At 51.7% G+C, this 14,924-nt stretch carries 9 protein-coding genes and 1 other annotated feature; of the genes, 2 read left to right on the top strand and 7 right to left on the bottom strand.

Annotated elements, in window-relative coordinates; genetic code table 11:
- Position 1: 1 nt before the first annotated feature.
- The gene (locus tag ACOQPU_RS01515) at positions 2–850 is read left to right on the top strand and encodes a GNAT family N-acetyltransferase (protein ID WP_420643373.1); all 849 of its coding nucleotides are present in this window, start codon (positions 2–4) and stop codon (positions 848–850) included.
- A gap of 42 nt (positions 851–892) precedes the next feature.
- On the opposite strand, the gene ACOQPU_RS01510 is transcribed toward ACOQPU_RS01515, so the two are convergent.
- Positions 893–1,843, bottom strand: a complete 951-nt coding sequence (locus tag ACOQPU_RS01510) for a Kelch repeat-containing protein (RefSeq protein WP_420643372.1) — start codon at positions 1,841–1,843, stop codon at positions 893–895.
- Positions 1,844–2,025: 182 nt separating this feature from the next.
- Positions 2,026–2,231, top strand: a binding site (T-box leader).
- 108 nt (positions 2,232–2,339) lie between these two features.
- Between ACOQPU_RS01510 and serS the strand changes: the two genes are divergently transcribed.
- The gene (gene serS, locus ACOQPU_RS01505) at positions 2,340–3,701 is read left to right on the top strand and encodes a serine--tRNA ligase (protein ID WP_420643371.1); all 1,362 of its coding nucleotides are present in this window, start codon (positions 2,340–2,342) and stop codon (positions 3,699–3,701) included.
- Positions 3,702–3,791: 90 nt separating this feature from the next.
- On the opposite strand, the gene ACOQPU_RS01500 is transcribed toward serS, so the two are convergent.
- From ACOQPU_RS01500 to ACOQPU_RS01475, 6 genes are all read right to left on the bottom strand, one after another.
- The gene (locus ACOQPU_RS01500) at positions 3,792–5,069 is read right to left on the bottom strand and encodes a glycosyltransferase (protein ID WP_420643370.1); all 1,278 of its coding nucleotides are present in this window, start codon (positions 5,067–5,069) and stop codon (positions 3,792–3,794) included.
- A gap of 17 nt (positions 5,070–5,086) precedes the next feature.
- The gene (locus ACOQPU_RS01495) at positions 5,087–6,091 is read right to left on the bottom strand and encodes a GNAT family N-acetyltransferase (protein WP_420643369.1); all 1,005 of its coding nucleotides are present in this window, start codon (positions 6,089–6,091) and stop codon (positions 5,087–5,089) included.
- Between the two features lie 298 nt (positions 6,092–6,389).
- On the bottom strand, positions 6,390–7,397 hold the full coding sequence (locus ACOQPU_RS01490) for a DMT family transporter (RefSeq protein WP_420643368.1): 1,008 nt from the start codon (positions 7,395–7,397) through the stop codon (positions 6,390–6,392).
- A 127-nt stretch (positions 7,398–7,524) separates the two neighbouring features.
- On the bottom strand, positions 7,525–8,793 hold the full coding sequence (locus tag ACOQPU_RS01485; protein WP_420643367.1) for a hybrid sensor histidine kinase/response regulator: 1,269 nt from the start codon (positions 8,791–8,793) through the stop codon (positions 7,525–7,527).
- A 320-nt stretch (positions 8,794–9,113) separates the two neighbouring features.
- Positions 9,114–10,829: a pyridoxal-phosphate dependent enzyme gene (locus ACOQPU_RS01480; protein WP_420643366.1), complete on the bottom strand. Its 1,716-nt coding sequence runs from the start codon at positions 10,827–10,829 to the stop codon at positions 9,114–9,116.
- Between the two features lie 3 nt (positions 10,830–10,832).
- Positions 10,833–14,888: a GAF domain-containing protein gene (locus tag ACOQPU_RS01475; RefSeq protein ID WP_420643365.1), complete on the bottom strand. Its 4,056-nt coding sequence runs from the start codon at positions 14,886–14,888 to the stop codon at positions 10,833–10,835.
- Between the last annotated feature and the right edge of the window lie 36 nt (positions 14,889–14,924).

Raw genomic sequence — 14,924 nt, 5'->3', positions numbered from 1 at the left:
AATGAGGGTAATCACTTTTAGAAATGCAACTGAATTTCTGAAGACGGCTTTGCCATATCTAGAAGCGTACGAAGTTTTAAATGGGTTGATGCTGGGAATTGCCTTTCGTCTCAGTCAAAGTCCACCTCGGCGGCGGACACGGCCGTTTCTCGCGCTCGTTGAGGGCGATGGCAAACTGGTCGGAGCCGCCTTGATGACACCACCACGGAAAATGGTGCTTTACAGCCATCTGGACGACTGTCAACCGGTGGTGGAGGCATTGGGCAAAGCGTTGGTAGGAACTTGCTGGACGGTGCCTGCGGTGCTGGGGCCTGCTAATGTGGCTGATTCGTGGGCGAAGATGTGGGAGCGAGGTAATAATCGGCCTCCCAAACCCGGCATGATGCAGCGTGTCTTTGAGCTAAGGCAAGTGCAGCCCTTAAAATTGCCCTCAGGCAAGCTACGTTTAGCTGCAGCCGATGATTTTGAGCGCACCGTGGCGTGGATTCAAGGTTTCCACAAAGATGCGAACATTCAAGATGATTTAGAAGCAGTCGAGCTTTTGGCGCGGGGCAAAATCCAGAATGGGGATCTGTTTTTGTGGGAAAACGAAGCGGGGGAGCCAGTAACGATGGCGGCCAAAGCACGGCCGACCCGGCACGGCATCACGGTCACGCTGGTCTACACGCCCGCCGAACTGCGCGGTCGCGGCTACGCCACCGCCTGCGTGGCCACGCTCAGCCAGCAGCTGCTGGACGAGGGTTATCAGTTTTGCACGCTGTTTACAGATTTGAGCAACCCTGTCTCCAACCACATTTATGAGAAGATAGGGTATACGGCCGTTGCTGACTTCCATGAATACTTTTTTTGAGGTTAATTTTTACCTTGTTGACGTTTTAGACAATGTCGAAGATTAATTTTCTGGCAAAACAAATTCCCAGGTATCACCTATTACACCATCTTCATCTGCTCCCCCGAAGAGAATAACGCTTTGACGTTGGCGGTCGTAAAACATACTGTGTCCGTAACGTGCAGCGGGCTGTGTTGGTAAGCTCAGCATAGTCCAAGTCTTCCCATCAAATGTCCACGTGTCATTGAGAAATTCGCCTTCATGAATGCCAGCAAACAAAACTGCCTGTTCATATTCATCGTAAAATACTAATCGGCTATCTTGTCGGGCAGGAGGTAAATCAATGACAGGATTTTGCCAGAGCGTGCCATCCCAAATCCATATGCCATCATTGGATGAGCTTAAAGTTATGATCTCTTTTCGAGCAAAAAAGTTTAGCATTGTATGGCCTGATGCAGGTGGCGCATTACAACAAGTGACTTCAGCCCAATCATTGCCATCCCACACCCAGGTATCACTGAAAAATTCGCCCGTGACATTATTCCAACCACCGTACAATACAACTTTTTCTTGGTTACTGTCGAAAGCCATTGCATGGCAACATCTAGCAGGGGGGGTGTGAGCAGGATTTATCACCTGCCAATTATGACCATCCCAGACCCAAGTATCATCAAACACGGCACTATTAAACATGCCGCCAAAGAGAATGATTTTGTTTTGGGCCAGGTCATAAGCCATTGCAGCTTTTTCACGAGCAGGTGGCCGAACAGCAGGACTTGCCTTTTGCCAATTGCCATTTTTCCAAAGCCACGTTTCATTGGACCAATCATCATTTGTGATTCCGCCAAATACAACGCCTTCATTTTGAGTTGAGTTGTAGGCACTGCTGCTGTGAAACAGTGGGGGCGGGGAGTTGGATGGACGAATTAATGACCACCCAATGATTTTGGGTTGAGGGGTGCAGGAAGTGAGAATCAAACTGAAGAATATGATGGCAACAGAGATTTTTTTCATTGGTTCCTCAATAGGTAAATTAAACTTGGCGTGTTGGCCACTGGAATTTTAATGTGACAAACTATAGTTGAGATGCAAACAGGCCTGTTTAGATAAAACCATATTCTAACATACCGTGTTCGCTTGTTGCCATCGGTTGACGGCCGTTTCCCCCCCAGCTATAATGCCCCACAACAAAACACACACCGACGATGACAGAGATGAGTACGGCCGTTACAGTCCCCAGAGAGTTCGCGGATGGTGCAAGCGAATGATTGTGAAACCGGAAATCCACTCTAGAGTCGCTGCCGAAACAAGGCAAGCCGGGTCAGCCCGTTACAGCTTTTTGAGGTCGGTAATCAGTTCGCCGGCAAAACCAGGTGGCACCACGGGCCCCCTCGTCCTGGAAATAGAGACGGGGGGGCTTTTTATTTTTAGTGGTTAGTTGCTAGTGGCTGGTGGCTGGTAGAAAAAACTAGCCACTAACCACCAACCACTAGCAACTTTGGAGGATAACATGCTTGACATAAACTTGATTCGTGAAAAACCAGAGTGGGTAAAAGAACAGGTTGCCAAGCGCAACAACGATGCCCCCATTGATGAGATTTTGGCCGATGACGGCCGTCGCCGTGAGATTTTGCAAGAAGTAGAAGCCCTGCGCCAAAAACGCAACAGTGCCTCCAAGGAGATTGGGCGGCTCATGGGTCCTCTCAAGAAAAAAGAGGCGGAGTTGCGCCGCATGGCGGATGGCCCCGAGGCTGACGCGCTGCGGGCAGAAGTAGAAACACTCGCTGCTCAGGCCGAGGAAGCCAAAAACGCCCCCCGCAAAATCGGTGAGCAAATTGCCATCTTCGACGAGGAACTCCGCGAAGTGGAAACGCGTTTGCATGAAAATTTGCTGTGGGTGCCAAATTTGGTGCATGAAAGCGTGCCGGTTGGCCCAGATGAGGAACATAACATCTTCCATGAGCCGCAAGGTGCCCCTGAGCCGCAGTTCGATTTTGAGCCAAAGCCGCATTGGGAGCTGGGGCCAGCCTTGAACATCATTGACTTTGACCGAGGTGTGAAGCTGAGCGGCAGCCGCTTTTATGTGCTGCGCGGGGCAGGGGCACGCCTACAGCGGGCACTCATCCAGTTCATGCTCAACTACCATTTGGAGCAGCATGGCTTTACGGAAATCTATCCGCCGTTCATGGTGCGCTCGCAGGTGTTTGAAGGTGCCGGGCAGCTGCCCAAATTCTTCGACAACATTTACCGGGACGCGGAAGAAGATTTTATGTGGCTGGGCACGGCCGAAATTGCCCTAACCAACCTGCACCGCGACGAAATTCTGGATGAGGCCGACCTGCCGCTGAAATATGTGGCCTACACTCCTTGCTGGCGGCGCGAAAAGATGAGCGCAGGCAAGGACGTGCGCGGCATCAAGCGCGGCCACCAGTTCGACAAGGTAGAAATGTACCAATTTGTGCATCCAGACAAGAGCTACGAGGTGCTAGAAGATATGAAACAGTACGCCCAAGATATTTGCGATGCGCTGGGGTTTCGTTACCGCTTTGTGGATTTGGCTACTGGAGACGTGGGCTTTGCCATGACCAAAACCTACGACATTGAGGTGTGGGCCGCAGGCTGTGGTGAGTGGTTGGAGGTTAGCTCGATCAGTAATTCGGAGGATTTTCAGGCGCGGCGCTCGAACATCAAGTACCGTCCCGCAGAGGGGGGCAAACTGCGCTACCCACATACGCTTAACGCCAGTGGCCTGGCGTTGCCCCGCGTTATGATCGCCATCATGGAGAACAATCAGCAGGCGGACGGGTCGATAGTAGTGCCGGAGGTATTACGGCCGTATATGGGCGGCCTTGAGGTGATTGAGCCAGAATAGGGAGGGAAACTGTCATCCGAATCACCAAAGTCGTGAGGAATCTTTTGATCAGGCGAGATGAAAGATTCCTCATTTCATTTGGATTGACAATTACTCGACAGTCATTTCCTCTACTAAGAGTTCTTCATAAACTGCCATCATCCTGTTAACAATGTTTGGCCAAGCATACCGTTTGGCGTACTCACGGGCCTGTTGGCCCAGCAGTTGGCGGCAATCCTTATTCGCCAGCAGTTCGTAGATGCGTGTGGCTAATACTTCCGGGTCGCGGCTCGGCACGTGATAGCCGGTCGTCCTATGCTTCACTAGATGCGCCAAACCGCCCACCTCTGAGGCAATGACGGGGGTGCCCATTGCCATTGCCTCCAAGGCTACCATGCCGAAACTTTCGTAATGTGAGGGCATGACTACCATCTCAGCGGCGGCGTAATAGTTGGGCAAAATTTCTTGGTCTTTGGCACCCAAAAATGTCACCAAATCATGAATATCTAAATCGTGCCGAAGTTGTTGCAGGCGAGCCATTTCATCGTCCAGGTCGTCTGCCCACGGATCGCCGCCGATGATGGCCATGCAGGCGTTTTCTAGCACTTCGGGACGGCGTTTCTGAATCAGGGCCATTGCACGCAGCATTGTGTCGATGCCCTTAAGTGGTTCGATGCGCCCGGCAAACAGGATGTTGGTGTCACCACAGGGGATGCCAACGCGCTTTTTCGCTACATCTTTGGCAATTGGTTGGAAACGCTCCAAATCAACGCCGGGCGGAATGATAGCGATTTTGGCGGCATCGGCATCGTAAAGTTCAAGAAGCTGGGCTTCTTCAGCAGGGGTGGCGGCAATGAGCTTGTCGGCCAGCTCCATGACCTTGTATTCACCAGCCAGGCGGGCTTTTGAGGCGCGTTGGCTGTCGCTTTGGGCGATCTGGTTTTTCATGTGGCCCAGGGTGTGGAACATGTGGACGATGGGAATCTGCCAGGCATCACGCAGCTTGTCGGCCACCAAACCAGAAAGCCAGTAATGGCTGTGGATGAGGTCGTACTGAATGTTCTCGCTGGCGGCAAAGGTGAGTACGTTGGCAGTAAATTCATCTAGAAAGTTGGCCACCTGATCAACTGGAATTGGTTTTTCTGGCCCAGCAGGTATGTGAATGACGCGGCCTCCGCTGCCCAAATCGTGCACGATGCGGGGTACGCAATCATCTTGTGAGCGGGTGAAGACATCAACAAGAATGCCCTGGTGGCCTAGCTCGCGGCTAAAGTCGCGGACGTAGACGTTCATGCCGCCGGTTTTTTTGCCGCCAAGCATGGCCAGTGGGCAGGTGTGCACGCTGAGCATGGCGATACGCTTGATTTTTGGTCTAGCTGCGTTTGTCATGTTTTGCTCCAACAGGTTTAAGAGGCTGGCTTGAGTTGAATTCGATAAATGGTGGTGTCTTGAGCACCAAAGCGGTATTTATAGGTTTCATTGCCGCGTAGGAAGTCGAAGGTTTTACGGCCGTTTTCAATACCATATTCAATTGCTTTGGCGGTAATAACCACGCCCAGGCTCAAGGCACCAAACAAAGCGGGGTCCAGACCGGAGTTGTACACCCAAATGCGATCTTTGTAATCAAAGTTGAACAGCCCGGCTGCTTTTTTGCCGCCCACTTCCATAAACAGCAGTTGCAGCGTGCCTGCTTTTTGGGCCGCGTGGGCTGCTTCGTAAAACACGGCGCGACGGCCGTCATTGAGCCAATCCCGTTTTTCAAAAGTACTTTTTTGCAGCAGGTCCAGGAAGTCAGAGACGGCCGTCTCGATATCATCCTCTGGTCCCACCATCACAAGCTGGGCGTCGGCACCTTTGGCCCGGCGCAGCTTGCGGTTAATTTCCCGCCGCTGTTTACTGTCGATGCCTGCCAGATATTCCTCAAACGTATTGGCCAAGGGAATAATTGGGCAAACTTCATTTACTTGTTCATCAAACAAAAAACCTCTCCGCTGTGCCTCGTGAGACAAAATGGAGCGCGAGGGGGAGGCTTCAGGAATATTGCACAAATCAATGCTGTGCCATTCAGGAAAGTTAGGGCTACACAAGCAGTCTATAATCGCTTGCCAGGCTATCTCGGCATGATCTGGCGCAGCAATCAGGTCGAGATAATCGGTTTCTTCTACACAGCCGTTAAAGTAGAGATTGCCATCGACGTTGTATAGGCAGGCGATAGCCAATAGTTCTTTTTCCTCGTTGCGGACGGTGAGGGTGTGCAGACGGCCGTTTTCGGGATGCAGATGTGTCCACCACGCTTTTTGGTAAGCTAGCGTCTGGAATGGCGTGTCGGTCATGCCTTGTTGGGCCAATGTATCCCACTCCTCGGCTAGCAGGGTAAACACATCGCTGCCATTAATCAGTTCAGTAATCATTCTTGTGCTAAAAATCCTTTCTATTCTGAGTGAACAAGTGCAGTGTACTGCGGGTGCAGTTTACCGCATAAATATAAATGTTGTATTCGTAGGGACGCGTTGGCTCGGGTCTCTCTTCCACGCTTCATTTTCATTATAGCACTGTGTCGTCGGTAGCAAACCTTTGTAATCATTTTACACAACTACAAATGCAAAAACAGTAGAAATGAAGACCACATCATTTGCAAAACTTTCCACACTTTACACGGATGCTGCTAATGAGATGAGATGTGGCAGTAGATTCTTACGGGGTGCTAGATTACTCTTGGTTTTTGGGGAGAAAACGCCGCCAGAGGAATTGCCACCAATCCACAAAGCGCGGCACGCCTCTCTCAAAACGTACTAAGAAAATGCTGATGAGTAGAATGATAGCCCCCAACCATTGCAGCCAGGTTAACCGCTCACCCAGGAAAACGGCCGCAATGGCAATGGTCACCACCACCTCAAAAACGCCCAGCAACGCGGTTTGAATACTGCCCATTGCCTTTACCCCCAGGAAGAGCGTCAGGCGAGAAAGTGCCGTTACCAGTGCCATTAAGCCAATTGCTTGCCAGCCATCGTTGCTGACCAAACTTAAATCTGTGGGGGCAAAGAGCCAGGCTACGGTGACGACAGTGGCCATAGCGGTAATGGCATACAGCGTCATGGTTGGGGCGGGGATGTCCATCATGATGCGCTGGCTTAATACAAGCTGTATTGCGTAAGTGATGGCGGCAAACAGCATCATGCCAACCCCCAACCAGTCGGCTGGCCCTGCTCCACCGCGCGTAAGCAGGTAAATGGCCCCAATGGTCAGCAGCGTGCGCCCGATAGTTAGCAGCGAGATGGTGTGCCCGGCCAGGCGCAAGAACAGCGTGACAAATACCAAATAGCTGATGTTGACCAGTTGGCCCAGCGAGGCGTCGATGCGGGTGAGGCTGGCATAAAAGAAGATCGAACCAAGTCCGTTGATGGCACCGGCAATCATGCTGCTAATAATAGCGGGGGTGGAGCTGCGAATAAATTCTCGTTTGAAGAGCAACATGCCCCCCCATAAAAATAGGGCAGCAATAATTGTGCGAAAGGCAACGACAGTGAGTACATTCACCCCGGCAGCGTAGGCGACTTTGGCCAAAATAGGCACAATGCCCAAAAAGACAGGTGAGAGCAGCCCCCAGAGCAAGCCTAATCGCCATTGCTGTGGGTTGGTAGAAACGGCCGTTTCCTGCTGTGGTTCGGGTGAAGAAGTGGTAACTGCTGCTGGATTTTTTGTTGAAGGCGTAGCCATATTTCTCCGTGCTCAATGAACCGAGCAACGACTTGATGATAAATTGTCGTTTGCCAAAGGCACGTTGCCTCTAATTGTGAAAGAAGGACGGATTTAGCAAGGATACAACTCGTTACATTGCAACCGCTCAAAGTTTGGCAGGCTTTTTTACCTGTTCCAGAGGCAGCAAAATGTGGAAGGTACTGCCGGGGAATTGTGTTACATCACGCCGTTCACTTTCTACCCAAACACGGCCGTTATGTGCTTCAATAATTCCCTTCACAATCGCTAGACCCAACCCAAGCCCGCCACCTTGGAAGGCAAACTTGCTTGTAGAGTGGTGTTCAATGGAACCTAGCGTATAGAATTGGTCAAAAATGCGGCGATGTTCGCTGTCTGGAATGCCAATGCCACTATCTTGAATAATGAGGTTCACCGTGTCACCCACGGCCCGGCCCACGATAAAGATACTGCCACCGTCTGGCGTATATTTTATCGCATTACTCACAATATGATAAATGGCAGATTTAAGCTGGTCGCCATCCCCTTGCACAATTGGCAATTTTTCCAGATCGCCAATTTGCACGTTCAGGTTCCTTTTTTCCAACACGTCCTGATACTCTTCGTACACATCCTGCACCAATTCGCACAACCGGACTGGCCCTAAAGCTAAATCTAGCGTGCCAGAAGCAATCCGCGCCACTTTGATAATCTCATTCACCACGTCCCGCATACGAATCACGCCCAGATTCAGTCCCTCGGCCACACCGGACACCATTTCGGCAGGTAGCGAATCATCAGACTGCTTCACTTGCTCATCCAGCAAATGCGCATAGCCACTAATCAGCGTGAGCGGCGTCCGCAGTTCATGCGACACCATGATGATGAAGTCACTCTTCAAGCGATCCAGCTCACGCAGCCGCTTGTTGGCACTTTCCAACTCATGAATTTTGTTTTCCAACCGTGTTACCAAGTTTTGGGCGTGTTTTTGCAGATGTACACTTTTCTCGTCTGAGGAGATAGCATCAGATAAGCCTTCTAAATAAGCGTTGACCTGCCCTGGAAAGTTTGTCACATCAATTGGTTTGGTTAGGAAACCTGTACAGCCAGCGGCCAAGGCTAGCTCGCGGTTACCTGCGCTGTGGTTAGCCGTAAGGGCCACAATTGGCGTGTTAGAAAAATTGGGCAAGCTGCGCAGGCGGGTCGTAATTTCACGGCCGTCCATGCTGGGCAGGTTTATATCCATCAAAATGAGATTGGGATGGTGCTCTCTAGCCATCGAGATGCCTTCCAGCCCATCAGCGGCCACAACCACCTTGTATCCTTTGTTGTCTAAAACGCGCTGAACCAAACGCCGACTCGCGGGGTCGTCTTCAATGTATAAGATTTTTGCAGGTTGGGAGGTTATGTTATTCATAAAGCTGTATGTACTGGTTCTTCTGTGTTGTAAATCACAAAAGAATTTTAGTGAAAATTGAGCCGAAAAATTGTGATTTACTCAAGTAAAAGCCAAATTGATTTGAACGAGGTTGACGTCAGAATGTACTCACTACACGTTCGGGAAGGCTACAATTGTGCCACAGAAAATATCATATTTGCAATTTACATTGTGGGCTTTTATTGAAATTAGGACAAGCGGATTAAATAAGCCGTTTGTACTGGCAACAAAAAACAAGGGTAGATTACGGCCGTAATTCACCCTTCTTTTATGCTTTTTGCTGGGATAGTCTGAGGTTTCTAGGGCAATGCTTTTTGGATGTCGTTCAGGAGGTCAGAATCCATAAAAGAGCCTTTTTGCAGCAATGCTTTGATCTTTCCATCCAGCCGCTCTTTTTCATCGCTGGTAAGCTCTTTGGCGGTAATGACAATGATGGGCGTTTCTTTCAGCGTTGGGTCGGCTTTCATCGCTTCTACCACGCCAAACCCATCCAGTTCCGGCATCATCAAATCCAGAATGACCAGATTGGGGCGCGATTCCCGAATAAGCCGCAGCCCACTTTGGCCATCGTGCGCCTCGTCTATGAGGAAGTTGCCTTGCGCTTGCAAAATGCGGCGGATCAGCCGAGCTGCATCCAGGTTGTCCTCAACCAAAACGATGCGCTGTACGCGGCTGTCTAGCTCTTCTAGGGCTGTGAGTAATCCCTCTTCGCGGCTGCGGTTAGCTTTGGCTAGCTCTCCAGTGTCTGGCAAAGACATATCCCGCGTGTAGTGTTCCCCAATGATATGTTTTTCTACGGGGAAGGTGTGCCCGGAACAGTTAATAACAACCGTTTCATGAGGCAATATTTTGCCTTCTCGAATGAGCTTGAAGAGGCCGGCAAAGGTAACGGCCGTTGCTGGCTCCACCGAAATTCCATCCATTTTGGCAACCAGGTGGAGTGCATTAAAGGCGGCAACGTCTGTAATGGCATCAATGGTGCCGCCATGTTGCAGGATGAGTTCACGCAGCACCTCATATGCTTCACCTGGGGCACCGGTCGCCAATGTGGTGATGTCTGTGCGCGGCTCATCCACGTTTACGGCCGTTGCCAACCCCTGATGAAAGGAACGCGCCATCGGAGCACAGCCGCTGGTCTGGAAGCACGCCAGCTTGGGGAGCTTAGGCACCAATCCGAGCCGCTTCAGTTCAGCAAACCCTTTCATCACGCCCACCGGCCCCATGCCGCCACTAACCGCTTGCAAATACCAATCTGGCGTACGCCACGGATGTTGGCTGCCGTTAAGCATCGCCGGATTTTGTCCAGCGGCAATGCTTCCCAACTGCTCTGCCACCTCAAAAGCCAGCGTTTTCATCGCTTCTTTGGCGGCAATGCCCTTAATGCCCCGGTCCAGAAATAGATTTTTGCTGGCGGCAAATTCGGCCGCCACGCGCTTGGCTTCATCGTAGGTGCCAGCCACTTTGATAACCTCAGAGCCGTATAAAGCCACCTCTCGCATCTTTTCGGCGGGAACCGAGCTGGTGACAAAAACCCACAGCTTAATGCCTGCTCGCGCACTGTAAGCTGAGTAGGCGATAGCGACATTGCCGGTGGAGGCCACCACAGCTTCTTTGATGCCTGCTTCCTTCATGGCACTGATGGCAATGGCAGCCTGCCGATCTTTGAAGGAGCCGGTTGGCCCTTGGCGCTCATCTTTGATGTAAATGTTGGGATGCCCCAGCATGAGGCTCAGGTTGTGTGCTTTCAGCAGAGGGGTCCAGCCTTCGCCCAGGCTGACAATGTTTTTGTCGTGGTGCAGGGGAAGGAGTTCACGGTAGCGCCACAGGCTGGCTCCGCGCTGGTCTAGCAGTTGTCGCCACTCTTGCCCGCGTTGAGCCAGGTGTCCGTTTTGCACAGGATGGGTGAGTTCGTATTCAGCATCTAGCCAACCATTGTTGCAATTAGGACAGGCAGGCAACGGCCGTTTAAAAGCAAACTTTGATTGGCAGGCGCGACAAACAATCGTAATGTTCATAAATTAGATGATCGTTGAAGGAACGAGCGGAACCTCTGTTGGCTGCTCCTTACTCTGCACAACGGGCAAAACCACATGAAATGTTGTGCCTTCATTTAGCCCACTTGTAAAATTAATAGTTCCCCGATGCATTTCAATAAGCCATTTACAAATGGGCAATCCCAGCCCCGTGCCGCTTGTGGTTCGCGTGTTAGAACTATCTGCCTGGGCAAACGGGGTAAACAGCTTGTCAAAGTCTTCCGGGGCAATGCCAATGCCTGTGTCTTGAACAAGCAAATGTAGATATTCATTTTCGGCATAGGCACGCAGCCGAATTTCACCTTCGTCTGTGAATTTGGCTGCATTAGATAACAGATTAAGCACAATTTGGCGTAGGCGAATCGGATCAGCCTCCATTTCTGGTAAATCATCAGGAATATCCCACACAAACGCGACATCCTCATGAATCAAACTCCGCATGGTGTCTCGCACTGGATTGATGGCCTCCTGCAATGAGATTTTCTCGAAGCTGAGAGCCATCTTGCCTGCTTCAATTTTGGCCATGTCCAAAATCTCGTTAATGAGCATGAGGAGATGTTGGCCATTGGTATGAATTGATTGCAAATCTTCTTCCTGAGCGGACGTGGTGGGGCCATCTATGCCCTTGAGAATAATGCGCGAGAAGCCAATGATGGAGTTGAGCGGCGTACGCAGCTCATGAGACATATTTGTCAGGAACTGAGTTTTGAGCTGATCCAGTTGGCGTAGCTCTTCGTTTTGCTGCTGGGTTTGCTGGAATAGTTGCGCGTTGGCAATGGCCAGGCTGGTTTGAGTGCCCACACTGCGCAGAAGCTGTATATCATTTTCGGCATAGGCATGTGCTTTGTAAGATTGTACGGTGATAAGGCCAACGGGATTCTCTTCTTGAACCAATTGCACCCAAAGGGTGGATTGTGGCTGTCGGCCTTGCAGGTTGAGCGGCACATTTTGTACCAGAGGCGCATGGGCATCAAGCATTTGGGGTGGGGTGCCTCGGTTTAGATATTCATAAACTGGTTCGCCTGGTTCCAGAATGCGTGGTTCCAAGACGACCTGTTCATTTTCGACCATTGTGAAAATGGGTTCGTACAAATTTTGATTTGCGTTGAAGAGGGCCAGGTGGAAGATGCTGTTATCCAGCAAACGGCCGACTTCGGTGTAGATCGTTTGGGCCAGCAGAGACAGATCAAGCATGCGAGAAATGTTGGCCTGCACCTGGTTGAGGGTGATGAGTTCCTGGGCGCGATGCAGGGCCTCATCCAGCAGCTTAAGGTTTTCTAGCTGGGTGGTGAGATGATCGACGATGGTTTGGGCAAACTGGAGATTCGCGTGAGTAAACGGCCGTTCCCCACCCAACGCATCAATTGCCAAGTAACCAAGCAACTCCTGCTGGCTGGCGGCGGGGATGAGCAGGGCGGCATCGGCACCAAACTGGGTGACGTGTTGCTGGATGGCCTCTCTTGGCACTTTCTCCATTTTTGGCGACAGCTTAATCGGCTTTTGCTCCCGGCTGAGACGCTCAAAAATTGTATCTCCCAGCAAGGGCAGATGATACGGCTTGTCGAATGCTTTGCTGTTGGAGCTGGCCACTAGCTTGCCGCTGCCTTCACCCGGTTCGTAGATAACAAAGCGGCATTGAAACGCGCCAGTGTAGGCTTGCAGCTCGCGAACGGTGATGTCCAGCGCGTCGTCTCGCGTGATGGCCTGGTTAAGGGCACGGCCAATGCGGTAAAGCAGGTCGGTTTGGCGGAGCAGGCGTTGGTTCGCCAAAATGATGGCGGCTTGATCAGCCAAAGTGCGGATGGATTGTAGACTGGCGCTGGCAAAGGCGTTGGGGGTTTTGTGGGCCAACAGCAGTGTGCCTAGCCAATCTTCATCAATATAAATGGGCACGATTGCTGCTGCGTGACGGCCGTTTTGGGCAAAAAGTCGCAGCGAGAAGGGATCGATCTCCGGGTCGGTTTGAGCGTCGGCCAGGATGATGACATCTGTTTGAGTAATGCGATCACTGTACCGGTATTTGTCTCGCGGAAAGCGGTGTGCCGGATCAACTGGAATGTCGTCGCTGCTCCAGTGAACGGGCGTGATGAGATAATCTGGTGCTTTGGGGTCTGCAATGATAATTTGCGCCACGTCAGCAATATCGGACGCTTGGGCAAAATCAATTAACGTTTTATAAATTTCGTAGGCATTGGTTGCCTGGCCGATGCGACGGCTAGCGGCGTAAAGACGATTGGTTTCTGCCAGATTTTGTTCGGTTTGGGCAAAGAGATCGGCGTTTTCAATGGCAATGGCTAGCTGATCGGTCATACTTTGCAGCACGGTGATGGTTTCACGGGAGAATGCGCCTTGCTGCTTGCTTTGAACCGTTAACGCGCCAATGATTTTTTGGCCAGCTTTGAGCGGTAAGGCAAGTTCAGCCTGGGTGTCTGGCAGCAGGGGGTTGGGCTTGAAAGCAACCGCATTTTTAACATTTTGCTCCACGTGGGCCGCGCCGGTGGCCACTACGGTACCAACCATCGAGCCGCCGCCAATCTCCTGACTATGATTCAGGGCAAGTTGCAGCTTGCCTGCTTCGCCTGTGCCTGCTCGTAGAACGGCCGTCTTTGAGTCAGCATCCACCAAAAACAGCCCGACGTAATAGAGATTGAAGCGAGAGCGAATCAGCTCCACCACTTCATTGATGAGCTGCTCCCGATCCAAAATGGTGGTGGCCGCGCGGGAGACCTCAGCAGCAAGGCGAAGCTGATTGGAGTAGGCGCGGGTGGTTTGCACAAATTGGGCGTTGTTCAGGGCACTACCCATCTCCCGAATGAGGTCCCGCACAAAGGATTGGTCTTCCTGTGGCAGGGTTTCAATACCGGGGATGCGTATCTGGCCAAATTGATTATCGCCAAGCTGCAAGGGGAGAACGGCCGTATCTTCCATATTTTCCATCGTTTCATCTTCTGGCAAAGTGGCCGTTGCGTTTTCGCGCACAATGTTCAGGCTGTCTTTGTCGGCGCGGGCTTGCAGCATTGCCTCCGGCGTGTTCCAGATGCTGTCCAGGTAACGGCCGTGCAAAATTTCTAGCTCATGGGCGCGCTGCTGTGTTTGGTTGAGCAGGTAAAGATTGTGCCAAAGGGCCGCCAGATTTTGGGCAAAGGTGCGTACCAGAATGAGATACTCTTCATAAAGGTCGCTGTCCAAGTGATCGTGGTTGGCGACCATGCCACCCAGCAACTGCTGCCCCACGCGCAAAATGATGCTGACGATGATGCCATCCTGGCCATTCTCTGTTTCATAAATGCGCACCGACTCCCCTTTTTGAGTCAGGGCAGTTTCTAGCTGAACGGCCGTTTCTTCCGGGGCATTGTCTCCCTGATGCAAGAAAGGGGCTGTCGTGGTAATCACACGCCAGGCTGCGTCCGCTCGGTCTAACGCTTCGTACAGGGTCACGTGAGTAATGTCCAACGCTTGGCAAATACCGGTAACGGCATCTCGCAGCAAGCTGGCTTCGTCGCTGGTTTGACTAAGGCGGGCATTGAGCTGCAAAATCTCGTTGAGATTATCGTTGCGGGCTTTTTGAGCATCGTGCAGGGAGATTTGGCGTTCTAGCTGGGCGTGCAAGGCCCGCTGCAACGCCGCTTGGGAGGTTTCTTGATACCGCTGCTGCACAATTTCACGGGCGTTGGCTAATCTTTCTAAAAAGCTGAGTTGAAAATCATTCAGGCGACGAAGAACGGCCGTATCGGCTTGCCCCTGCGCCGTGCGCTGCAAAGCACGCATCATCTGGCTGGCGGTGGTGATTGCCATGCCTTGTTCAGCTAGCTGGGTGGCAACGGCCGTAATGTCTGCCTCGTTGGCCTCAAACGCCAGGTATTGCTGCACCACGGCCACCAACTGGGCGGCAACAGCCTGCCCCCGCCGTGGCGAGGTCAGCACGCCACGATTGTCGATGGCGTGGCGAACGAACGCATTGTTCAGGGCCGCTTCCAGGACGGCCGTATCTATGGCTGTGTTCACATCGGACGGTGCCGTTACCTTTTCTTGCTCTTGCATCTCAATCCTTGCGCTTGGTCAATTCACTGTTTTCTG

Origin of the sequence: Candidatus Leptofilum sp. (assembly GCF_965223285.1) — a bacterium.
Lineage (GTDB): Bacteria > Chloroflexota > Anaerolineae > Promineifilales > Promineifilaceae > Leptofilum.
The sequence above is the reverse complement of the archived record's forward strand: the minus strand, read 5'-3'. Positions and strand labels throughout refer to the sequence as shown.